Source organism: Epilithonimonas sp. UC225_85, from assembly GCF_042695135.1.
In the GTDB taxonomy this organism is placed as follows: Bacteria; Bacteroidota; Bacteroidia; order Flavobacteriales; family Weeksellaceae; genus Epilithonimonas.
Map to the genome: position 1 here is coordinate 889,543 of NZ_CP170547.1, position 23,916 is coordinate 913,458.

Genomic DNA, 23,916 nt, shown 5'->3' on the forward strand with positions numbered 1-23,916 from the left:
AATGTCGGATAAAAATATAAATCAAGAAAAGCATCCTGAGAAAAAGCCAACTGCGCAGGAAGATAAAATATATGAAGACGCAGGTGCTAAAAAAATAATTGAAGGTGATGGATGTTGTACGCCGAAAAAAAGCAAACCTATAGAACATAGCGATGACGATGGTCACGATCACGAGTATAGTGATTCCGAAAAAAGTACATTCCAAATGTTTTTGCCAGCAATTATTTCCTTAATTGTTTTATTTTCAGGAATTGCGATGGATTATTTCTTGCCTCAGGAATGGTTCAAAGATTGGGTCAGAATTTTATGGTATGCTGTTGCTTACATTCCAGTGGGTCTTCCGGTTCTGAAAGAAGCCTTTGAAAGCATTACAAAAGGTGATGTTTTTTCGGAATTCTTTCTGATGAGTATTGCTACAGTTGGCGCATTTGCCATAGGCGAATATCCCGAAGGTGTTGCGGTAATGCTGTTTTATAGCGTTGGGGAAGTCTTCCAAACTTTGGCCGTTTCAAGAGCTAAAAGTAATATTAAAGCATTATTAGACCAAAGACCAGATGAAGTAACTATTCTAGTAAATGATCAGCCGAAAACAATTCAGCCAGAACAGGTAAAGATTGGTGATGTTATCCAATTGAAGTCGGGTGAAAAACTAGCTTTAGATGGAGAATTAATAAGTGAATCAGCATCATTCAATACTGCTGCTTTAACCGGAGAAAGTAAGCCCGATACAAAAAATAAAGGTGAAGTTGTATTGGCAGGAATGATAAATCTTCAAACCATCGCCCAAGTGAGAGTGACTACTGCTTACGAAGACAGTAAGTTAAGCAAAATTCTTGAATTGGTTCAGAATGCTACATCTCAAAAAGCGCCTACAGAACTTTTTATCCGAAAATTTGCAAGAATATATACACCAATTGTTGTAGGACTAGCGGTATTGATCTGCTTTCTACCATACTTTTTTGTAGATGAGTATACCTTCAGAGATTGGCTTTACAGAGCCTTGGTCTTTCTGGTTATTTCTTGTCCGTGTGCTTTGGTCATCAGTATTCCTTTGGGTTATTTTGGGGGAATTGGTGCGGCTTCTAAAAATGGTATTTTGTTTAAAGGAAGTAACTTCTTGGATATAATTGCGAATGTCCAAAATGTAGTGATGGATAAAACAGGAACAATGACCGAAGGAGTTTTTAAAGTACAGGAAGTATTATTGAAACCAGAATTTAATAAAGATGAAATCCTAAAAATGGTTAATACTTTGGAAAACCAAAGTACGCATCCGGTTGCAACAGCCATTCACAACTATGTAGGCGAAATCGACAACTCAATTAAATTAGAAAACACAGAAGAAATATCAGGACACGGCTTGAAGGCCAATATAAACGGAAAAGAACTACTGGTAGGGAATTTTAAGTTGATGGATAAATTCAATATCAGTTATGATTTGAATCCAAGCACCATCGTTTATACCATAATCGCCATTGCTTACGATGGTAAATTTGCAGGATACATTACCATTGCCGATAGCATAAAAGAAGACGCACAGCTAACCATTGATAAACTAAAGGAGTTAGGTGTAAATACCACAATGTTAAGTGGCGATAAAAGTACCGTTGTAAAATTTGTTGCAGATAAGTTGGGAATTACAAATTTCTTTGGCGATTTATTACCGGAAGACAAAGTAAATAAAGTAAAAGAACTTAAAGCAAATAATGAAAGTGTAGCTTTTGTAGGCGATGGTGTTAACGATGCACCAGTAGTAGCATTAAGTGATGTTGGTATAGCAATGGGTGGTTTAGGTAGTGATGCAACTATCGAAACTGCTGATGTAGTCATTCAGGATGATAAACCAAGTAAAATACCGATGGCAATTAATATAGGTAAACAAACCAAAAAAATAGTTTGGCAAAATATCATATTAGCGTTTATTGTTAAAGGAATTGTATTGATTTTGGGAGCTGGCGGATTGGCGACAATGTGGGAAGCTGTATTTGCTGATGTAGGTGTTGCTTTATTAGCTATTCTGAATGCGGTAAGAATTCAGAAGATGAAGTTTTAATATGTCTAGTTTAAATTTATCTGTACTAAAAAATTTATTCACTCTAGATTAATAAAATAGAAAGGTTCAACAATTTGTTGAACCTTTCTTGTGAAATAGTAATTATCTCGTATTACTTATATTTTTTTATTTATTGATAAGTATTTTGGATCTAACCATATCACCCTTTTCTTTCAGCATTCTTATGGATTAAAAAAAGAACCCACGCCGTTGTACATACTACTAGAGTATTTAGTGAGTGTTCAAGACCTCACCCTGCGGGTTTACAAGCACCCTCGTTATTTTTTAGTTATCCAATGATTAATTCGATACCTGCTTTTTCTGCTTTGTATTTTATTTTGCTCTGCAATTCATAATAACTCCAGTTGCGAAGGACGAATTCCTGTTCTTTTGCAATGCCTATCTTATCTTCTTGATTTTTTAGAATGAGTGTGCCTGCCTGTTGTTGGATGCAGAAATCAATCAATTTCCGGCTGTACAAATGTAGCCGATGACTCACATATTTGCTTTCCAAATTTTCTGTTTTATACAATGCCTTTTGTTTTCTCTTGGCTCCATTTCCCGAACGGGCATAGGCGACTCCGTTTTGGATTCTTTTTTGACTTGCTTGAATCGCAAGCCTTCGATATAAAAACTCCTCTTTTGAGCCAATATTGATTCGCACATTGTTGGCTTTTGCTACTATAGGATGCTCCAGAGACAGGGAAGCTTCTGCAATGATATCAGGTTTTAAATGATGCTCTTCTTTTTCGAATTCAAATACTGCAAGCCAATAGATTTTTCCTGCTTTCAGCTGGATCTGCGATGTGCAAAGCTTTATTTCTTCTCTTAAAAGGCGTTCCATTATCAGCCGCTTATCAGAGTAGTCCTTTCCCAAATACGTTTTAGCAGGAATTGCAAACATATTGAAGCAAAACGCTTTCTTTCCCTCATCATATTTCATTTTGCTGATGCATTTGATAGGAAGTGGAATTGGAATGTCTTTTTTAAAATTTCTCAGCGATTTTGTTCCTTGCCAGTAATCGGCTTTGTTTTTAGAAAGGGTAGATTGAATAGTATTGTTCAGGCTTCCCAGAATATCCGTAGGGATTTCTCCTTTGAAACGGTCAGAAACCAAGCGTGCCGTTGTATTTGTTTTGGAACGTGTAAATATTCCCATTTCATCTTTTTTTTCATCAGCAAGCTTGTATTGGATTTCTTCGGTTAGGTAAAAGAAATCCTTGATCATTTCCTGAACATACAGATGAGAAACAATTAAATTAGCTGCTCGGAAACAGCGGTTCTGATATCGGTAAAGTTTTTCCCACATTTCTTTTTGTTCATTTGCAGGAAGATCTATCAAAAGCTGAATTCTTCGGGTCAATGTCATCGTGGATTTTTCCATTTCAAAGAGGTATTTCAGAAGTGTTTTGATTTTGCAGATACTGATAGGCGTACATAAATTCCCGATGGACTTCCTTTTCTGGTAATTTGAGTTCTCGGGCAATAACTGCAAATGAAGATTTCTTCTCAAACCTTCTTTTCAAAATATCGAGTTGTTGACTACTGAGTTTTTCTGACTGCTCTTTATTGTCAAAAGCTTTTTCCTGTGGCTGTTCAAAAGAACTTCTATTAAGAATTTTGCGAAGATCATTTATAGCTCTGCTCACCTCATTGCTGATGTCTTTCACACTGCTACCCATTGCTTCTGCGATGGGCTTGTGCTGAAAGCCATATTCCAAGCAAAGTTCAATAAGGTGTTTTCTTTTGGGATCCAAAATGGGTAAAACCTTTTTGACTTCATCGAAATTTTTCTGATCCGATTCGTGACTGAGGAGATTCTCTTTATCAGTTAGGGGATCATAACCCACTAGATAATCTTGATAATTCTCAAAACTTTCAAGAGAAGCCATCAAACGGTTGAATTTATTTCTTGGAGCAGTAACATAAGATATACAATCTCTTTTCATCACAAACCGTAAAAAGCCAAGAATATGATTCGGAGTTTCAATGGTGTTGCGGTGTAGCCACAATTTGAGGAATGTATCCTGAAGAATAGTTTCCACTACAAAATCATCCTCAAGCACTTGCCTTCCAACCCAGAAAAGAAGTCTTTTGTAGCGCAGATGAATATGTTCCAAAGCGGTCGGATTGCCTTTTTTCAGCAGTTCGTACAACTGAAGATTGCTTAGTTTTCGGGAGAAAGAGTCTGTTCTTTTCATAAGCAGCGGATTTAGCTATCTATTACTGGAAGGAACTGCTTAGATCTTTGTATGAAAGCAACAAACTATTCATATCACCACCTCATTACATTTTGTCAAAAAAACAAAAGGCGTGGAACTCAACTTACCGACTGGAGGTACTGGCATACCGAGCAACGATAAGTGAGCCCACGCCGAAGTCGTGGGCACATTTACTTATCAACTCGTTGCTTTTTGAAAAGTGCCAGTTTTCCAATCGAGAATCTAAGCAATAGCTTCTATGTTTTTTTTGAACTATCGCAAAATTACATTACTGTAACTTGTATTGCAAATATAACAAAAATAATTTAATTACGGTCGAACGACCGTAATATTTCAATTACAAAATATTTCTTTTGTTATATGATTGACATAAACGAGAAAATCTGTTCTTATATAACTAAAAATTGGTTAGTTCCTTGGCTTAAAGAAAATAAGTCACAAAACTCGTTTGCTAAAAATCACGATGTTGAAGAAAGTACTATCAGAAAAATTAAAAGTGATATTACATATAGAATTCCCGTTGAAACACTTTATAGGATATGCAAAGCAAGAAAAATTACTCTTGAACAATTTTTTAATCTTATAAATGAGTAAAATACCGACTAGAGTTGGCATTTTTTTATTGTAAAATTCTGGACTAAGTTCTTTCCTGATTTGCATTATCATATCTTTCTTCTTCATCAAATACCAATTTTATACAATTAGAAGTTGATGACAGTGATCGTGAGGGAGTTAAGATATTAGTTGCATTGTATTGCTATTAAAGAAAAGACGATTTTTTTAAACTATATTAATATAAAAACAAGATTCAGCTCTTAGAGCTGGATCTTGTTTTTAAAAATATTAAATGATAATAATACGTTAATTTATAGTACAATTTAAAATAATTAGTAATTGAGAGATAAACCCACACCAAAGCCCATATCACTGTCGTAATGTGTACGAATACCTACATTTTTATTGATAATATATTTGAGTTCGGTCATATATTCCATATCGGTGTTGACCATAAAACCTGCTCTTAATCTTTTTGTTATAGGAATATCTTCGCGCATTAAGGAAAGACGAACAATACCATCGTGATAGACTTCTGCTTGAAAATTAACCAACATCGGCATTGTGTACATAAAACCTAAACTTATAGCTCTACGAGTATCTTTCTCGTTTTTCTGTCCGAATAAATTGGTTTCGTGTTCATCCATACCCATTTTACGATATCTCCAGTCAAAACCAATGAATGGCATAAACCACTGCATTTTACCAATGTATCGCCCTAAGTGAGTTTCTACTTCATAACCGTGCATATCGTTATAGCCTAAACGCCATTCTGTACCTAAACTCCATCTTGAGTTCTGAAGCATTGCGTCACCATCATTCCCATTCGTAGCAAAATCATTCTGCGCCATAAAGTGTGGCATATTACTCTCGCGCTGCAACATATTATATGCTTGTTTTTTGTCAGGTAAATTAGGATTTTGATAGTCGTCAACCGCAAAAACTCTGTTCATTCCCGACATCATATGATAAAGGATATGACAGTGGAAAAACCAATCTCCTTCTTCATTCGCTAAAAACTCAATCGTATCAGTTTCCATTGGCATTATATCCAACACATTTTTTAGCGGAGATTTTTCGCCTTTACCGTTAATCACTCTGAAATCGAACCCGTGTAAGTGCATAGGATGTCGCATCATAGAGTTATTATAAATGGTAATACGTAGAATTTCACCCTTTTTGACAGGTATTTTATCAACTTCGGAAAGAATCTTATTATCCATACTCCACACATAGCGGTTCATATTTCCGGTAAGTGTAAATTTTAATTCCTTTACCGGAGCATCTTTTAAAAGCGTAGTATCGTAAGGTGATTGCAACATTGCATAATTCAGGGTCTTAATATCTCCTAAAGCATTTGCGTTGTAACGATTGGGGTCGCTATCCATATTCATATTCATATTCATATTCATATTGTGTTCGCTATGATCTTGCTTCTGTTTTGCTTCACCAGTAATTTCTGGGTACATCACTACATTCATATCCATTTGGTTCAAGCTCATTTTCATTCCCATATCATCCAGATCACCATTCATCTTCATCATATCGTTCATCATTTTCATTCCTTCAAAATATTTAAGACGAGGAAGCGGAGAAATAAGTTGCTTAATACCGTTTCCTACGAAATAGCTTGCAGACTGTGTTCTGTCTTCAGTGGTAGCTAAAAACTCATAAGCCACACCATCGTCCGGAATCGTAACAACGACATCATAAGTTTCAGAAACTGCAATAATTAACCGATCAACTTCTACAGGCTCTACATCATTGCCATCATTGGCTACTACAGTAATTTTACCACCTGCATATCGCAACCAAAAATACGATGAAGCGCCTCCGTTTGAGACACGTAAACGCACTCTGTCACCTGCTTTTAGCTTTTTGCCATCAACCATTTTTAAGTCGGTAGCATTATTTCCATTGATTAAAATTTTGTCATAATACACATCGCTAACGTCCATCGCCAACATCCGTTTCCATTCGTTTGTGACCTTAGTTTTGAAATGACCTTCTTTAATAGCTTCGACATAAGACTGAGTTGCATTTTTTTTAATAGCCGCCCAGTCATTGGCATTATGCAACATTCGATTAATGTTCTCCGGATTAAGATTTGTCCATTCGCTTAAAATAATTGGTACAGTTGGTAAATCATCAATTCCTTCTCTAAAAGTTTTATCATCATCACGTTTTTTCATTACAAAACTGCCATACATACCAATCTGCTCTTGCAAACCGGAATGGGAATGATACCAATGCGTTCCGTGTTGAATAATCGGGAAACGATAAGTATAGGTTGCACCGGCCTCAATTGGTTTTTGTGTAAGCCAAGGCACTCCATCTTCTTTATTAGGTAAAAACACTCCGTGCCAATGCAACGATGTACTCTCTTTTAATTGGTTATGTACAACAATTTCAGCTGTATCGCCTTCTGTGAATGTAAGTGTAGGCATTGGTATTTGACCATTTACGGCAATAGCTCTTTTTTCTTTACCTGCATAGTTTACCAGTGTATCTGTTACATATAAATCGTAACGAACTGTTTTTGGCGGTATTGTCTTTACAATTCTTTTTACGATTTGAGGTTTCCCTTTGGGCATCGACATATTGTTCATTTTGTCCACCTTTTTCGGCTGCTCTTTTGGAGGCATCTGCATTTCATCACTCTTTTTGTTTGATGACTGCATTACCACTTTAGCCTTTTCTTTCATCAGTTTCATACCACACTTTGGGCAGTTGCCTGGTTTTTTAGCGTGAATTTCAGGATGCATCGAGCAAGTATAAGTTGTCTGCTGAACCTTTTCTTTTTTACTCATATCCATACCTTTCATATCCTGTGCTTGTCCAAGGGAAAATGCGGAAAGGATGAATATTATTAGTGTTATATTTTTCATTTATTAATTTTTTTATTTAAAAAAAACTTGTATTTATAAAAACCCTGCTTGGTTTTCTTTGTTTATTTTGCGCATTGTTTTAATTTATGGTCGAAAGGCTGTCTGCTGTTTTGTTCATCCAATTTACCATCAATTTTTTTTGCTTCTTTGAAAGCTTCGCATTGCTGTGCATTATTTTATAAGACGCTAAAGGCATTTCATCGTTCTTAATTTGGTTTGCAATTCCTTTCACTTTACTTATTTGCCTTCGGCTACCTAAACTGCCAAACTCACTAAAATTTAATTGCGCCTTTCCATCATCAATATGTCTTTTCATTAACAAAGCCATAGGTTGAATGTTAGCGTACCATTTATCTTTGGTATTATTGCTATGACAGTCGTAACAGGCGTTTTGTAAAATTCTTTGCACATTTGTCGGAACATAATAAACCTTTGCAAAATCGGTTTGATAAACCTGCCCTTTATTAACATTGAGGGCAGGTTTGTAAAATTGAATAGCAATAAAAATAAACAGCAATGTTGCCAGAATTATCTTTAATACTTTCTTCATTTTATAATTCTTTTTTTAAAGAACCGCAGGTAAGCATTTTACTGCCATAGTAAGGGTTTTTTATTGCCTTGGCTTCGCTAATCCAAATAGTACCTTTGCCATCATTAAACATTGGGCAGAAATCCTGATACAGTTTTTCTGTAGTTCCAAACAAGGTAATAAGGTCGGAAACATCTTTACTCAAAATTGCGAAATGTTCTCTTTGGTGGTCTATCTTTCCTGCATTGTCGCCAATATGTTCTGCATTTTCTTTGGCATCTTCAGCTATGTCCATATATTGTTTATGCTTGTTTGCAGGTATGGTTTTCATATCTACCTTACTTAATGTACTAATGAGCTGTTTGCCTGCACTGGATGCTGCTTTATCATTATCTGCAACAAGTGCATTTTTTAATGCCAAATAATCTTTAACAATTGGTGTGATAATAAAGTTTTGCGCTTGCTCCTTTGCAGTATGTTTTTCAACTTCTTGAGAAGGCGTATCTTTTGAAGCAAAAGCTTTTACTGTATCATTTTGTATTGCTGATGACAAATCTTGCGTTTTAGCTATTGCAGTGCTATCATTAGCTTGCTCGTTGTCGTTTTTATTGGAAGACTGATTGCAGGAAACTGTTAATACTGCTAATGTTGCCAATGATATGATGGAGAAAAATATATTTTTCATTGTAATAATATTTAAAGTTATTAAAGAATGATTTTTTACTTATTTGTTTCAAATTCTTTAAGCTTTCGCTTCATAAATTCTATTTCTTCTGCTTGGGTTTTAAGTATGTTTTTTTGCAACTGTATCAGTTCGGGATCAGTAAGGTTTGATTTTTCAGACATTAATACTGCTGCTGCGTGGTGTGGTATCATACCTTTTACAAATTCTTCATCACCAACAAATAACTGCTCTCGAATCCCAAACCACGAAAAGATACCTATCGCAGCAGAAATTATTATAATGCCCCAATTGATTTTCTTATTTTCATACATACCCTTCATTATCCATAATTCTATTATCAACATTACAGAAACCATCAGCAAGGTCATATACAAATTATTAATGTTTGGGATAAGATTATTTAAACCATCAATCATAGCATACATTATAAAATACATAGCTGCAAACATTATAACTGCCATAATTGCGAAGCGTTTGTACATTGCTAAAGAATGTTTACCACTATGTCCTTCATTTATAGAACTATGTTGCATTTTGTGTTCATTTTCCATAATAGAGGAGCTTTATTTGTTGCCAATTGTCTCCTGCACGCTACCACAGGTAAGCATTTTAGAACCATAATAAGGGTTCTTAATTACGTCTTCTTTGCTTAACCAATTTGCTCCTTTACCATTGTTGTACATAGGGCAATGCTGATAATAAACAGGTGTTTCTTGTTTTGACACTTTGGTTAATTCATACATATTTTTAGAAAGTAAGGCAAAAGTTTCTCTTTGTTTTGAAACATCTTTAGCGGTAGAAATTTTTTCTGCATTTGCTGTTAAATCCTTCATTACTTTCATCCAAACGCTATGTTCTTCTGTTGAGAGTTTTGTCATTTCTACAGCTTTTATCGCCTTTAGCAATTCAGCAGCTTTTATAGATGAGATAGCAGGATCGGTTTTTACCAAGGCATCTTTTACTGAAAAATAATTATCGAAAACGGATTTAAGTTGTGGAACATTTTGAATGGTTGCCGTATTTGTAACAGCCATTTCTTTAGGGTCGTGGTTTGCGTGTTCAGCCTTCATATTCATAACAGCATCTTTGTTTGTGGCAACTGGCTTAAGCTCCCTATTATACTGGCAACAGCCTGATAATTTTGAATAAACGTCGTCTGGAGCTAAAAATTTCTCACTGTCATAACCAGCTAAGGCAATGCGTTTCAATATTTCGTCCTGATTTGTTTTTTTACTATCATAGCTGAGTGTAGCCATTTTCGTATCCTTATTCCATTCTACAGTGGATACATTTTTTAAATTTCCTGCTTTTTCGATGTTTGCTTTACACATTTCACAGTTACCATATACTTTTACGGTTTCTGTTTTTGAATTTTTGATTTGGGCAAAAATGTTTATGGTTGATAGTAATACGGTGATTACCATCAATATTTTTGATATTGATTTCATTTTGAAATTTTTAAATTATTAGGAATACAAAAATTTTACGAAAACTAATTTAGTTTTCGACAAGACATAATTATGGCTTGAAAGAAATAATTTTAGCCTATTTTAGGTGGTTGCCAAATGGAAGAAAAGCCTGAAGAATGGTAGGCTTGTTTGAAATGGAATTTTTGTTGTTTAATTTCAACAAACTGATTTTCGTTCTCTATATAAAACGGTATAGGTAAACTCAATGAAGATGAAAAAGTGCTACATCTACAAGAACTATGCTTACATTTTCCACTACAATCATTATGGTTTTTATCTCTTTTGCAAGATTTTGCTTTACAGCAATCCTTTATTTCTGCTTTATGGAACTGACTTTTTGAAACTGACTTTAAGTCTGTCTTTGTTGTTTTTTTTGAGCAAGCATAAGTAGTACTCGGTATAAGCAAAAAGCCCAAACAGATTAAAATTACAAAGCTGATATGTTTACTCAAAGTTTTCAACGCTACAAAATTATAAATAATTTCTATCGAAAATTATATTCGACTAATTTATTTTTTAATTATAATATTAGAGTTACGTTTGTTAGCACTATTTAGAATTGAAAATTCATCATCTAGCAATCCTAAAGGAAAAAAATAAACTAGCACCTACAATAGCACCTTTTAAAATAAAACCCTGTAAATCAATTATTTACAGGGTTTTAAGTGGAGTTGGAGGGATTCGAACCCTCGTCCAAACAAGCAATACATAAGATTTCTACATGCTTATTTCACTATTGATTTTCGAGCCTAAGCAGAGAGCAAACACCCAACTTAGACCTTATCTTCTAAAGTTTTCGATCCCGAGCCGAAGTTTCTCGAGACTTATTTCTGCATTGCTATGCCCCAGGATCAAACGCCGCAGAACAGAGCGTTTGTGAGACATCTTGCTTCCTTACTATCTTCGGGAAAGCGCTGGATCCTACTAAACTTCGGATTAAGCTGCAAGAGCGAACTCTTCGTTGCCAGTTAAAAGTGTGTAGCAAGGGATTTAAGAGATCGCGCTACGGTTCTCTGCATGCTTACTTACCCATTGACCTTGCTGTCGAAACCAGTCAACCCCAATTTTAAAATAAGAAGACAAATTTACAACAAATTAATTTACCATTCACCATCAACTCTCAACCAAAAACCATCAACCAAATTTGGGCGTAACCCTCACCTCCACATTGCCAGCCGCTCGGGTCGGGCTGTTCGTTCCAATCTTTTTGTCTTGCCACACTCAGGTTTCCGAAAGACGATTCAACAAAGACAAAAAGGATTTCCACTACCATCTCTTACGCAGCTTCGCAAACTCCACATTTTCACCTGTTTTAGAAATTTACACAATCGAATTATTAGAAAGTTATATGAAATAAATCTTTGATGAGTTTTACGCCTTTGCGAACCTTAAAATGTTTTCAATAATAATAAAATAATTAGCGGGCTTTGCGTTCAAAAAATCTACATAACCAGCAAAATCTTCGAAACATTATCTCTGTTAAGTTTTACGCCTTTGTGAGACTTAAATATTTTCAATAATGATAAAAAAACTTAGCGGGCTTTGCGTTCAAATGCAGAATCTGCATAATCAGCTAAATCTGCGAGAGATTCCAAACCTTTTTGCTGAGCGAAGCACCTTTGCGAACCTTAAATATTTTCAATAATGGCAAAAATCTTGCGCACTCTGCGTTTAAAAAAATCTTCTCAGAAAAATTTTAACAAAACCAAAACCCACAATTTCTAAAAAAATCACAAAACTCCTTAAAGTCGGTTAAACTATTTGACTACAAGACTTCTCATCATAACAAACAAAACGATTAGAAGTAGATTTGCAAAAACTTAAGTTCCGTGAAAATCAAATTACTGTCACTCCTCATATTACTTTTCTCAATAAAAGCATTTTCCCAATCAGACTATGTGATGGGAAATATCTCCAATGAAAATGGAGATAAACTACCCAATACAAGCATCGTCAACCTTCGGACAGATCAAGTGGTGATTTCGGATTTTATGGGAAATTTCGTCATCGCTGCCAAAGCTTCTGATGAACTTCGAATCGCAAGACAAGGCTATGAACGTAAGAACGTGACCTTGAATTCGGAAAATTTCTCAAAAAGCTTGGATGTAAAATTATCGATTATTCCAGTGGAAATAGAAGAAGTGAAAATTGCCTTTCGCCCAACCGGAATTCTCAGAAAAGATGTCGCAAGACTCAATCCGCCGCCAAAAGTCGTTGCGCTCAACAGTGCGATGAATCTCTATATGAAAACACCGCCAAACGGAGTTACGCCGACAGCAACAGTTCCGTCATCTTTCAGGCAGCCCAATTTCTCTGCCGGACAATTGGATATGATGAAACTCGGAAGCGCAATCGGAGGTTTAATTGGAAAAGCAACGCAGTCTCCAAAGACCACCGCCAATTATTCCGAGAAACAGGAATTTTATAAACGTGTAAAAGCAGTCGTGAATTTGGATTATTATACAAGCTACGGTTTGGACGAGTATGATTTTGATATTTTCCTGGCTTATGCCGACGAATCTCAGGGACTTTCCAAGAATTACAGAAACAATTTCAACAAGGTGGCAATAGAATCGCAACTCAAAGTCGCTTTTGCAGAATATATCAAGACACATAACTTCTCAAAGAAAGTTTCTGAAGGTTAATATTTTTAACCATTTTCTCCATATTTCTCCGGCGAATTAAAATTAATATTTTTTGTGTTTAGCTGGAGCAATCTATTATACAAGACGATTTTGTCATAGTGTTTAAATTTAATCTGACTAATTAACAGTCTTATTTAGTTCTATTTTCTAAGAATTCCCTATCCATAGCTCTTTTAACATAATGTGGAAAACTTTTGCCGATGATTGTCAGAATTTTGACACATTTCCGCATTTTGCCCTTTCATTTGTAGACTTCAATTTCTATTTTTGTAATCACTTAGAAGATAAAAGTAACGCATTTCTCAACGAGAAATATTCTGTTGCTAAATCACTATCTTTTCTTAGAAACTAATATAATTGATAAAAACGGCTGATAATGGGAATTTTTGATAAAAGAATAAGCTACAAACCTTTTGAATATCCAGAAGTAATGCAATTTGTAGAGGCTATTAACAAGTCTTATTGGGTACATTCCGAGGTAGATTTTACAGCCGATGTTCAGGATTTCCAGTCGCAGCTAGAACCTCACGAGAAAAACGCAGTGAAAAATGCTTTGCTTGCGATTGCTCAGATCGAGGTCAATGTAAAAACCTTCTGGGGAAATCTTTACAACCACCTTCCAAAGCCGGAACTTAACGGTCTTGGTGCCACTTTTTCAGAATGCGAATTTCGCCATTCCGAAGCTTATTCAAGATTGCTGGAAGTCTTAGGTTACAACGACGACTTTTTGGACGTTGTGAATGTTCCAGCCGTAAAAAACAGAATCGATTATCTGGGGAAAATGCTGAAAAATGCCAATTCCGAAGATCAGAAAGCTTACGTTTCTTCATTATTGTTATTCAGTATTTTGATTGAGAATGTGTCTTTGTTCAGTCAGTTTGCGATTATTTTGTCGTTTACGAGATTCAAAGGCTATTTGAAAAACGTTTCCAACATCATCGCCTGGACTTCTATTGATGAGCAGATTCACGCAAACGGCGGAATTTATTTAATTAATAAAATCCGTGAAGAACAGCCGGATCTTTTAACAGAATCTGATATCGAAGATATTTATGATCTGGTAGACGAATCCATAGAAATGGAATCCAATATCCTGGACTGGATTTTCGAGCAGGGCGAATTGGACAATGTTTCCAAGAAAAACCTTCTCGATTTTATGAAATACAGAGTAGACGACTCTTTGAAAAAAATCGGGATGAAAACAAGATACAACATTTCTCCGGAAGATTACCGTCCGATGGTTTGGTTTGAAGAAGAAGTTTTTGCCAACTCTATGGATGATTTCTTCGCAAAACGTCCGGTAGATTACACAAAACACGATAAGAGTATTACGGCGAACGATTTGTTTTAAAATAATTTGGGCGCCTTTATCCGCCTTCCGTTCCCGCTTTTTTATAATTTTTGCAAAATTATAAAAAGAGCTCCACTCAAGTCGGGGCGCAACAACAGCGCGAGCGAAGCGAGCGTCAAAAGAAAATAGTATTAGAGTTGTCATCCTGAGCGAAGTCGAAGGATTCAACATCTAACCAGAACATAATATTGTCATTCCTCAGGAAACCTAACAAAGCTGTCGAGATTCCTACAGAATGACAAAGTGAATGAAAATCCTTTCAAAGTTTCAAACTGAGAAAGGTGTAAAAAAGAAAATTTTGAGAAACATTTTTAATTCTTGGAGTTTTCTTTTTTATGTGAAAACGTCAAAAATGGCGAAGCGCATCCCGGCCTGAACGAAGCTCTTTTTTTTCTTGACCAAGCGTCGAGAATCTGGAAACGTGAAGAAAAAAAAGCGGGAGTGGAGGACGGATTAAGATGCCCAAAATATAAAATAAATACAATAAGCCAATACAATAAGCCAATACAATAAGCAAAATAGATAAAGTTATGATGGACGAAAATATAGATATCTGGTGGCTCAACGAAGAGTCTGAACAAATGCTGAACAGAGGCTACCTTCTGAAAGGCGAAACTGTAGATGGTGCAATCGACCGTATTACAACGGCTGCGGCGAAACGTCTTTACAAACCGGAATTGCAACCGGCTTTCAAGGAAATGATCGTGAAAGGCTGGATCAGTTTCTCTTCTCCTGTTTGGGCGAATATGGGAACTCAGCGTGGTTTGCCGATCTCTTGTTTCAATGTTCACGTTCCGGATAATATTGAAGGCATCACGCACAAGTTGGGAGAGGTCATTATGCAGACGAAAATCGGTGGTGGAACGTCCGGTTATTTTGGAGAATTGAGAAACAGAGGAACTGCGGTTACAGACAACGGAAAATCTTCCGGAGCAGTTTCCTTTATGAAATTATATGATACAGCAATGGATGTTGTGTCGCAAGGTGGTGTAAGAAGAGGTGCATTTGCCGCGTATCTTGACATCGACCACGGTGATATTGAAGAGTTTTTGAGTATCAAAGATATTGGAAGTCCAATCCAAAACTTGTTTACAGGTGTTTGCGTTCCGGATTACTGGATGCAGGATATGATCGATGGTGATGCGGACAAACGTAAGATCTGGGCGAGAGTTTTGGAAAGCCGTCAGCAAAAAGGTTTGCCTTACATTTTCTTTACGGATAATGTGAATAGAAACAAGCCTCAGGTTTACAAAGATTCCGGATTGATGGTGAACGCAAGTAACCTTTGTTCCGAGATTATGTTACCTTCTACGGCCAACGAATCATTCATCTGCTGTCTGTCTTCTATGAATTTAGAATTGTATGACGAATGGAAAGATACAAATGCTGTGAAATTAGCAATTTATTTCCTAGACGCAGTTCTTTCGGAATTCATTGATAAAACTGAAGGAAATTATTACCTGACTTCAGCTAGAAATTTTGCAATGCGTCACAGAGCTTTAGGTTTGGGTGTTTTAGGGTACCATTCTTATTTGCAGAAAAATATGATTCCGTTCGAGAGTTTTGAGGCAACTCAGTTCAATGCAAGAGCGTTCCGCCATATCAAAGAACAGTCTGAGATTGCTTCCAAAGAATTGGCAAACATCTACGGAGAACCGGATATGCTGAAAGGTTACGGATTGAGAAATACAACGTTGATGGCAATCGCGCCAACAACTTCAAGTTCAGCGATTCTTGGTCAAACTTCTCCTGGAATTGAGCCGTTTGCTTCTAACTATTACAAAGCTGGTCTGGCAAAAGGAAACTTTATGCGTAAGAACAAATATCTGGCGAAATTGCTGGATGAAAAAGGTCTTGACAACGAAGAAACATGGAGAACAATTATGTTGAACCACGGTTCCGTACAGCACCTTGAAGGTTTGTCAGCCGAAGAAAAAGCGGTGTTCAAAACTTTCCGTGAGATCTCTCCAATGGAGATCGTTTCCCAAGCGGCTCAAAGACAACAATATATCGATCAGGCGCAGTCTCTTAACTTGCAGATTCCATCGACAATGCCGGTGAAAGACGTGAATTACGTAATGATCGAAGCCTGGAAAAAAGGGGTAAAAACTTTGTATTACCAAAGAAGTTCGTCTGTTTCCAAAGAGATGATGGTGAATTTTGTGACGTGTTCCGCTTGCGAAGCGTAAACATTTATAAATAGAATTAATAATTGAAACCATCTTGTTGCGAAACGAGATGGTTTTTTTGTTAACTTTAAACCTCCAATCTAACCTCTAATTTCTAACCCCTAACTTCTTAATAAAATGAAATTCGGACAAGTTGCAGATCCTTCACAGATAGATTTTACATTACCAAAAGACCATCCTCAAACCAAATTTATTCTCGAACAGAATAAGCCAGGATTGAAAAACATCTCCATCGGTTGTGCAAAATGGAACAAAACTGATCTCAAAGGTTTTTATCCGAAAGGAACCAAAGATGAATTGACTTATTATTCAACTCAATTCAATTCGATCGAATTGAATGCTACGTTCTACGGAATGCCGACTGCCGAACAAGTTCAAACCTGGAAAGAGAAAACGCCAAAAGATTTCAAATTCTTCCCGAAGATTACCAATACGGTTTCACATTTTCGAAGATTATTAAATATTACAGATGTCGTAACACAATTCGCTTCGGCAGTTCTTAATTTTGATGAGAAATTGGGAATGGTTTTTCTTCAGCTTCACGATAATTTTAAACCGAAAGATTATGAACGTCTGGAGAAATTTGTACATGATTGGCCAAAAGAAGTCCCATTGGCAATTGAATTGAGGAATACAGAATGGTTTACGGATGAAGAGGTTTTCAATACCGTTTGTGAATTGTTTGAGATGAATAATATCACCAATATCATCGTTGACACAGCTGGAAGACGAGATATGCTCCATATGCGATTGACGACGCCAAATGCTTTCATTCGTTATGTTGGTGCCAATGCCGACAGCGATTACGAAAGATTGGAAGATTGGCTGAAAAGATTGACCAAATGGAAAAAAGAAGGTCTGCAAAATCTTTATTTCTTCGTTCATCAAAATATCGAAAAAGCATCACCGCTTTTATCCGCGCATTTAATTGAGAAGATGAATGAGGAATGGAAAACGGATATTCACGTTCCGAAATTAGCTGATGATATGCCGACTCTTTTTTAGAAAACTTAATTAAATAAAATTCCCCTTACTTTTTTGAAGGGGAATTCTTATTTTGAAATCGATTAAGATTGTTTTATTTTAAGCCAAAAACTTCAGTTCTTTATCTTTAAATTTATTCTTTTCAACCAGTTTATTCATCGCTTTCATCGTTTTCTTACGAAGCTTTGCAAGGATACGGACATTTTTGTCCTCGCTGTAATCAAAGATATTGTCTTCGAAAGAAAAGACATCGCCTTTTTTGAAACTGATATTGTTTTCCTTTAACTCTTTAAGGAGCATTAGGTTGGTCATCACTTTTAGCGATGTGCTTTCCGCAGCTTCCATATATTTCAGAGATTTCAGAAGTTCTTTTTTATATTTTTTCTTAGAATTCATATGTAGATATTTATTATTTTTTTCAAAGGTCATATGTTATCGCATCATGTTAATCTGGGTTTTTAACTTCCAAAATAAGGCGATTTCATTATGTAAATGTTAATCGGCGAAAGTTATAAAAATATCTGTAGAATTTCTTATTTTTGACAAAAATAAATCTAAAATGCAAGACCCGATCTTCGACCTTATTGAAAAAGAAAGAGAAAGACAAACCCACGGAATAGAACTGATCGCTTCGGAAAATTTTGTTTCCGAAAATGTGATGAAAGCAATGGGAAGTGTATTAACTAACAAATATGCAGAAGGCTATCCCGGCAGACGTTATTATGGCGGTTGCGAAGTGGTAGATCAAGTCGAACAGCTGGCGATTGACAGAGCAAAAGAACTTTTCGGGGTGGATTATGTGAATGTGCAGCCACATTCCGGTTCTCAGGCTAATGCTGCTATTTATCTTTCGATTCTTAAACCAGGCGATAAAGTGATGGGAATGGATCTTTCTATGGGAGGACATTTGACACACGGTTCTGCCGTTAACTTCTCCGGAATCCAATATCAGGTTTGTTCTTACGGCGTACAGAGAGAAACAGGCTTGATCGATTATGACCAGATGAGAGAAGTGGCTTTGAGGGAAAAACCAAAAATGCTGATCGCCGGATTTTCCGCTTATTCCAGAGATTTGGATTATGCGAAATTTCGTGAAGTTGCGGACGAAATTGGCGCAACACTTTGGGCAGATATTGCACATCCGGCAGGTTTGGTAGCAAAAGGGTTGCTGAATAATCCATTTGAACATTGCCACGTTGTTACAACTACGACTCATAAAACGTTAAGAGGTCCAAGAGGTGGAATGATCATGTTAGGGAAAGATTTCGAAAATACTTACGGACACAAAACACCGAAAGGTGAAACTAAATTGATGAGTGCAGTTCTTGATAGTGCCGTTTTCCCGGGAATCCAAGGTGGTCCTTTGGAGCATGTAATCGGTGCAAAAGCGGTAGCATTTGCTGAAGCGATTGATTCTAAATTTGAAGTTTATGCTAAGCAGGTGAAAGCTAATGCTCAGGCATTATCAAAGTCAATGGTAGATAATGGCTTCGAAATCGTAAGTGGCGGAACGGATAATCACCTGATGTTGATCGATCTTCGTAATAAAAACGTAAACGGAAAAGAGACTGAGAAAGCTTTGGTAAAAGCCGATATCACCTGTAACAAAAATATGGTTCCGTTTGATGATAAATCGCCTTTTACAACTTCGGGGATCAGATTGGGAACAGCAGCAATTACAACCAGAGGTTTGAAAGAAAATGATATGGAAACTATCGCAGGATTAATCTCTGAAGTGGTTGACAATATCCAGAATGAGGAAGTTTTGAGCTCAGTTAAAAAGAAAGTAACCGAATTAATGGAAGGTCACGCACTTTTCAATTACTAATAATATATAAACTTGATAGCAAAAGAATGAACAATTTCGTTCATTCTTTTTTTTGAATTAAATGGAGAAAAAATCTTACACTTTTGATGAGATCAAGCAGAAAATGGTAAACTATTGCGTTTATCAGGATCGTTGTCATTCTGAAGTCGAGCAGAAGATGAGAGATTTTTTACTGATTCCGGAAGCTAAGGATGAAATTTATCTTTATCTTATCAAAGAAAATTACCTGAACGAAGAACGCTTTACAAGAAGTTATATTCGCGGCAAGTTTTATATAAAACATTGGGGACGAAATAAAATTAAGATGAACCTCAAGCAAAAGGGAATTAATGAAAGGCTCATTTCAAAATCCATGGATGAAATAGATGAAGAAGATTATGAAAAAACAGTTATTAAGATTTTTGAAACCTATTTTTCCACACAAAAAGGACTAAAAGAATACCAGAAAAAAAGCAGAACAATCAAGCATTTATTGTCCAAAGGTTTTGAGTATGAAGTGATATTAGATGTTATAAATGATAGAATAATTTAAAGTTAATTTAATTTAATATTACAATTAACACATCCAAATGAAATTATTCTCTTAAAATTAATAAAAAATTCTTAATTTCGTCCCAAATTTGATCAATTACAATTCATGAAAAAACTTATTCTTATATACACGCTCTTGCTATTTGGGTTTGTAAACGCGCAATCTATAAAATATGGCGTAACGGCTAGTTTTCATAAAGGATCTATTGCAGAGGTACATGGTGTTTCTAAAGGTAATTTCGGAGGAAATATTGGTGTATTTGCTGATTTTTCATTAGTGCCCAATGATATATATGATTCTGCATGGTTGTATTTTACGCCTCAATTAGAGTTTTATACCATAGGAGAACGTGCAGATTGGAATGAGGACGGGCAAAACAAACAAAAGTATAATAATTATTATGTTGCTGTTCCCTTATATATCAAATATTTCTTGAAAAATCACGGATACAAAAGTGATATCTATTTCATGTTTGGTCCCAAATTCGAATTTCTTGCAAGTGAGAAAACCGAAGAAGGCAATGCTGTGGCAGAAGCTAAAGCTGCAGGTTTAAACCCTAATACGTTTGGATTAGGACAAAAAATGGATACTTTTGGTTACGGTGTATCTGTAAAAGCTGGTGCAAAAATAAACGATAAGCTGGATGTATTCATAAGATTTGACAGAGGCCTTTCGAAAGTTTATCCGGATTACAGAGATGCTACTTACAATAGATTCCTGGCAATTGGCGTTAGTTATTACTTAGGAGAAACAAATTAACGTTAAAAATATTACTGTAAAAGTTTTTGTACTTTTGCAGACTTAAAAATGAAAAAACAAATATTTCTACTATTTATATTTTGTTTAGCCTTTTCTTGTAAGCCTAAAGAAAATATGATTTATATGAGCAATCATAACTTCGATCAGGAAGTGAGCCAGGCCAGATATACAGGACTTAAAATTAAAGAAGGAGATAATCTTTCGATTTCAGTTTCGGCATTTGATGAAATGGCAGTAAAACCTTTCAATTTAAATACTATGGCCTCTACTAACGATCCTGAAAAATCTACAGGCGCTGGTTCGGGCGGCTATTTCGTTTCTCCTGAAGGTTATATAACAATGCCGGTATTAGGCAGGATTTATTGTCTTGGAATGACCAAAAAGGCCTTGAAAGAAGATATTGAAGAAAGGCTTAAGGCGTATCTTATAGATCCTATGGTAGATATAAAATTAAATAATTTCAACTTTAGTGTTCTTGGAGCAGTAGGAAGCCCAGGTCAAAAATCAACTAATAATGAAAAGATTAATTTATTTCAGGCAATAGCATTAGCTGGTGATATGAGCACGTCAGCAGATAGAACAAAAGTAAAATTGCTTAGATATTCTGAAGAAAGTCAAAAAGATACACTGGTAAGCCTTGATTTTTCTGATGCAAGTATCGTCAAGTCTCCTTATTACTATTTACAGCAGAACGATATCCTCTACGTTGAGCCTGATAAAAATGCACAAATAGCCGCAAATACAACCAATCCGAACAGAGCCTTATTCCTGCAGCTTCTGGCAGTAGGATTTAGTGTGCTGGCTTTAATTATAAGATTGACGAATTAATAAATGGAATTATTAGATCAGGATTTCAATCCGAATAAAAAAATAAATTTCAAAAAGGAAATTGTTCGTTTTTTGAGATATTGGCCATGGATTATTGTAAGCATGATATTTTTTTATATGTGTGCTTATTTTTATCTTAAATACACCCAACCTCAGTATCTTTCAAAAACAACTTTATTGTTTCAGGAATCATCTGGTTCCGGTAGAGGTGCATTAGGTGATTTGAAAAGTTTAGGAATGGGAATCAGTGGCAGTAACGAGCTGCAAGGTGAGGCTGCAATTATAATTTCTAAGCCAATTCTACAAAGAGTAGGCAAAAATTTGAATCTGGATGTTGCCTTCTATGTAAAAGGAAAAATAAGAGAAGTGGAATTATATGACAAATCTCCTTTCTCTGGAAAGATTGTTACTGAAAAACCTACTTTTTCCAGCGCTGCTTATTATATCGAGCCTATTGATGGAAGTACTTATAAACTGAAAGATGGACCATTGGTATCCGGTAATAATACTTTCCGATACGGCAGGCCTGCAGTTTTACCACTTGGAACAGTGATTATAGAGAGAAATCCGGAAATTCGGCCATACAGATTAAGAGTTGTATTTAAAAGTGAAAAAAATGTTGTAAGAGATTTGGAATCGAGCATAAAAGCGCAGATTCCTAATGGTCTGCTTATGGATTTGACATTAGTAGGGCCAATCCCTAAGAAATCTGAAGATATTCTTAATGAGCTTTCCAGACAATATAACATTGATGGTATTAATGATAAAAATATAGAAGCTCAGAATACAGCAGATTTTATTGATGGGCGTTTAGATCTGATATCAAATGATCTCGAAAAAATAGAAGCTGATAAAGAGAATTTTAAAAAAATAAACAAGATTACAAATCTTGATACTCAAACAGATATTGCTGTTGGCCGATTGACAGGGAATGTAGAGAATATATTCAATCAATCAATGCAGCTGGAGGTATTGAATTCTTTAAGTGCTCTGGCAAATTCCGGGAAGGAACAATTGTTTCCTACTGGGTTGGGTACTCCTGGCGCAACAGAAAAATTACTGACACAATACAATGAGTTGCTGTTGACAAAAAAACGAACTCTGAAACAGGCCACTGTTGCCAATCCTGCTATTAAGGCTTTTGATAAGGAATTGTCAGAAATTATGGTGGCAATTCGTAAAAATATACAGGAAACAAGTATGCAGATCCAGCGAAGGTTAGGCCAAACTAATTATGAGATGGGAGAAGATCAAGCTGCTATTTATAAATACCCTACTCAGGAAAGAACTTTCCGAAATATTGAGAGACAAAGAAGTCTGAAAGAATCTCTATATCTTTATTTACTACAAAAAAGAGAAGAGAATGCAATCACCCTTGCAGTAACAGCACCCAAAACAAAAGTTGTAAATCCAGCTTATACAACCGGCGTCGTAAATCCTAATTATAACCAGATTAAAACTTCGTCACTTATTATTGGATTCTTATTTCCTTTAGTTATTATTTTCGTTGTAAGAATTCTTGATGCTAAAATTAGGACAAAAGATGATATTGAAAGTTTGGTACCTAATATTCCTGTTATTGCAGAGATTCCTTTTGAAGACGAAAAGAAAACATTAATTGAGAAAAATGACTTTACGATTTTTGCAGAATCATTCAGGATTTTGACGTCTAATATAAAATTCATTCTTCGTTCAAAAGAGATTAATAAGGGTGGTGTTATATTGGTTACATCTTCTGTAAAAGGAGAAGGGAAAACAACGATTTCAATGAATACGGCATTAAGTCTCTCGGGAAGTGGCAGAGTTCTGCTTATCGGAGCCGATATTCGTAATCCACAACTGCATCGTTTTATTAATAAAAAAGTAAAGGGACTTACGGATTATTTGGTTTCAGACAATGAGTCCATAAATGAATTTATTATTAATTCAGGACTGGATAAAAATTTAGATGTTTTATTCAGTGGAGCAAAAGCACCAAATCCAAATGATCTTTTGGATATGAATAAGTTTGATCAGTTGATCGATATTTTGAAAAAAGAATACGATTATATAGTAATGGATTCTGCTCCTGTTATGTTGGTTAGTGATTCTATGCATTTGATAGATATATCAGACCTTGTGATTTACACAGTTAAATCAGAATTTTCAGACCACGAGATGCTTTCATTTGCACAAAACTTTAGAAGAGACAATCAAATCAATAATATGGTCTTTGCTCTTAATAGTGTAAAACCAGAATATTCCAAATACGGATACAAGTACGGATATGGGTATTATTCTTATCAAAAGCCAAAAAGTAAACTAGCTAAATTATTCGGAAAGAATAGTTAAAAAAAATAAAGAAAAAAATTTGCCTTATTTGCAATAATTTTTTATTGATTTTATAAAAATAATTAAAA

Annotated in this window: 20 protein-coding genes and 1 other RNA gene; 11 read left to right on the forward strand and 10 right to left on the reverse strand. The window is 35.6% G+C overall.

All coding sequences use genetic code 11. The annotated features are described in order from the left end of the window. Position 1: 1 nt before the first annotated feature. Complete coding sequence (locus ACFJGY_RS04310; protein WP_379968470.1) at positions 2–2,053, forward strand: heavy metal translocating P-type ATPase; 2,052 nt, start codon at positions 2–4, stop codon at positions 2,051–2,053. Between the two features lie 289 nt (positions 2,054–2,342). On the opposite strand, the gene ACFJGY_RS04315 is transcribed toward ACFJGY_RS04310, so the two are convergent. Both ACFJGY_RS04315 and ACFJGY_RS04320 read right to left on the reverse strand, forming a co-directional pair. Continuing rightward, positions 2,343–3,437: a hypothetical protein gene (locus ACFJGY_RS04315; RefSeq protein WP_379968472.1), complete on the reverse strand. Its 1,095-nt coding sequence runs from the start codon at positions 3,435–3,437 to the stop codon at positions 2,343–2,345. 1 nt (position 3,438) lies between these two features. After that, entirely contained in the window at positions 3,439–4,254 is an 816-nt protein-coding gene (locus tag ACFJGY_RS04320) for an RNA polymerase sigma factor (protein WP_079667225.1), read from the reverse strand. Between the two features lie 381 nt (positions 4,255–4,635). Here ACFJGY_RS04320 and ACFJGY_RS04325 point away from each other — a divergent pair, with 381 nt between their 5' ends. Then, complete coding sequence (locus ACFJGY_RS04325) at positions 4,636–4,869, forward strand: helix-turn-helix domain-containing protein (protein WP_079667226.1); 234 nt, start codon at positions 4,636–4,638, stop codon at positions 4,867–4,869. 293 nt (positions 4,870–5,162) lie between these two features. Here ACFJGY_RS04325 and ACFJGY_RS04330 read toward each other — a convergent pair whose 3' ends face one another. The 7 genes from ACFJGY_RS04330 to ACFJGY_RS04360 all read right to left on the reverse strand — a co-directional run bounded on the left by ACFJGY_RS04330 (position 5,163) and on the right by ACFJGY_RS04360 (position 11,674). Then, positions 5,163–7,718, reverse strand: a complete 2,556-nt coding sequence (locus ACFJGY_RS04330) for a multicopper oxidase domain-containing protein (RefSeq protein WP_379968474.1) — start codon at positions 7,716–7,718, stop codon at positions 5,163–5,165. Between the two features lie 79 nt (positions 7,719–7,797). Continuing rightward, entirely contained in the window at positions 7,798–8,268 is a 471-nt protein-coding gene (locus ACFJGY_RS04335) for a heme-binding domain-containing protein (RefSeq protein WP_379968476.1), read from the reverse strand. A 1-nt stretch (position 8,269) separates the two neighbouring features. Further along, positions 8,270–8,932 carry a DUF3347 domain-containing protein gene (locus ACFJGY_RS04340; protein ID WP_379968478.1) on the reverse strand — a complete coding sequence of 221 codons (663 nt, stop codon included), beginning with the start codon at positions 8,930–8,932 and terminating at the stop codon, positions 8,270–8,272. A gap of 35 nt (positions 8,933–8,967) precedes the next feature. Continuing rightward, complete coding sequence (locus ACFJGY_RS04345; protein WP_079667229.1) at positions 8,968–9,483, reverse strand: DUF305 domain-containing protein; 516 nt, start codon at positions 9,481–9,483, stop codon at positions 8,968–8,970. 12 nt (positions 9,484–9,495) lie between these two features. Then, positions 9,496–10,380 carry a DUF3347 domain-containing protein gene (locus tag ACFJGY_RS04350; protein ID WP_079667230.1) on the reverse strand — a complete coding sequence of 295 codons (885 nt, stop codon included), beginning with the start codon at positions 10,378–10,380 and terminating at the stop codon, positions 9,496–9,498. A gap of 684 nt (positions 10,381–11,064) precedes the next feature. Continuing rightward, positions 11,065–11,463: a transfer-messenger RNA gene (gene ssrA, locus ACFJGY_RS04355) on the reverse strand. A 58-nt stretch (positions 11,464–11,521) separates the two neighbouring features. Continuing rightward, positions 11,522–11,674 carry a hypothetical protein gene (locus ACFJGY_RS04360; protein ID WP_379968481.1) on the reverse strand — a complete coding sequence of 51 codons (153 nt, stop codon included), beginning with the start codon at positions 11,672–11,674 and terminating at the stop codon, positions 11,522–11,524. A 556-nt stretch (positions 11,675–12,230) separates the two neighbouring features. Here ACFJGY_RS04360 and ACFJGY_RS04365 point away from each other — a divergent pair. From ACFJGY_RS04365 to ACFJGY_RS04380, 4 genes are all read left to right on the forward strand, one after another. Next, complete coding sequence (locus ACFJGY_RS04365) at positions 12,231–13,046, forward strand: hypothetical protein (RefSeq protein ID WP_379968483.1); 816 nt, start codon at positions 12,231–12,233, stop codon at positions 13,044–13,046. Positions 13,047–13,422: 376 nt separating this feature from the next. Continuing rightward, positions 13,423–14,397 carry a ribonucleotide-diphosphate reductase subunit beta gene (locus ACFJGY_RS04370; RefSeq protein ID WP_379968485.1) on the forward strand — a complete coding sequence of 325 codons (975 nt, stop codon included), beginning with the start codon at positions 13,423–13,425 and terminating at the stop codon, positions 14,395–14,397. Positions 14,398–14,930: 533 nt separating this feature from the next. Next, entirely contained in the window at positions 14,931–16,586 is a 1,656-nt protein-coding gene (locus ACFJGY_RS04375) for a ribonucleoside-diphosphate reductase subunit alpha (protein WP_379970099.1), read from the forward strand. Positions 16,587–16,703: 117 nt separating this feature from the next. Beyond that, on the forward strand, positions 16,704–17,591 hold the full coding sequence (locus ACFJGY_RS04380) for a DUF72 domain-containing protein (RefSeq protein ID WP_379968487.1): 888 nt from the start codon (positions 16,704–16,706) through the stop codon (positions 17,589–17,591). A 78-nt stretch (positions 17,592–17,669) separates the two neighbouring features. Here the strand turns inward: ACFJGY_RS04380 and ACFJGY_RS04385 are convergent, their stop codons facing one another. Then, positions 17,670–17,966, reverse strand: a complete 297-nt coding sequence (locus tag ACFJGY_RS04385; RefSeq protein WP_379968489.1) for a hypothetical protein — start codon at positions 17,964–17,966, stop codon at positions 17,670–17,672. 163 nt (positions 17,967–18,129) lie between these two features. Between ACFJGY_RS04385 and glyA the strand changes: the two genes are divergently transcribed. The 5 genes from glyA (at position 18,130) to ACFJGY_RS04410 (ending at position 23,848) form a co-directional block, all read left to right on the forward strand. After that, the gene (glyA, locus tag ACFJGY_RS04390; protein WP_379968491.1) at positions 18,130–19,398 is read left to right on the forward strand and encodes a serine hydroxymethyltransferase; all 1,269 of its coding nucleotides are present in this window, start codon (positions 18,130–18,132) and stop codon (positions 19,396–19,398) included. A gap of 61 nt (positions 19,399–19,459) precedes the next feature. After that, positions 19,460–19,930: a regulatory protein RecX gene (locus ACFJGY_RS04395; protein WP_379968493.1), complete on the forward strand. Its 471-nt coding sequence runs from the start codon at positions 19,460–19,462 to the stop codon at positions 19,928–19,930. A 105-nt stretch (positions 19,931–20,035) separates the two neighbouring features. Continuing rightward, complete coding sequence (locus ACFJGY_RS04400) at positions 20,036–20,689, forward strand: outer membrane beta-barrel protein (RefSeq protein ID WP_379968495.1); 654 nt, start codon at positions 20,036–20,038, stop codon at positions 20,687–20,689. Between the two features lie 123 nt (positions 20,690–20,812). Continuing rightward, positions 20,813–21,517, forward strand: coding sequence for a polysaccharide biosynthesis/export family protein (locus ACFJGY_RS04405; RefSeq protein ID WP_379968497.1), 705 nt, complete (start codon positions 20,813–20,815; stop codon positions 21,515–21,517). Positions 21,518–21,694: 177 nt separating this feature from the next. Continuing rightward, on the forward strand, positions 21,695–23,848 hold the full coding sequence (locus ACFJGY_RS04410) for a GumC family protein (protein ID WP_379968499.1): 2,154 nt from the start codon (positions 21,695–21,697) through the stop codon (positions 23,846–23,848). Positions 23,849–23,916: the final 68 nt, after the last annotated feature.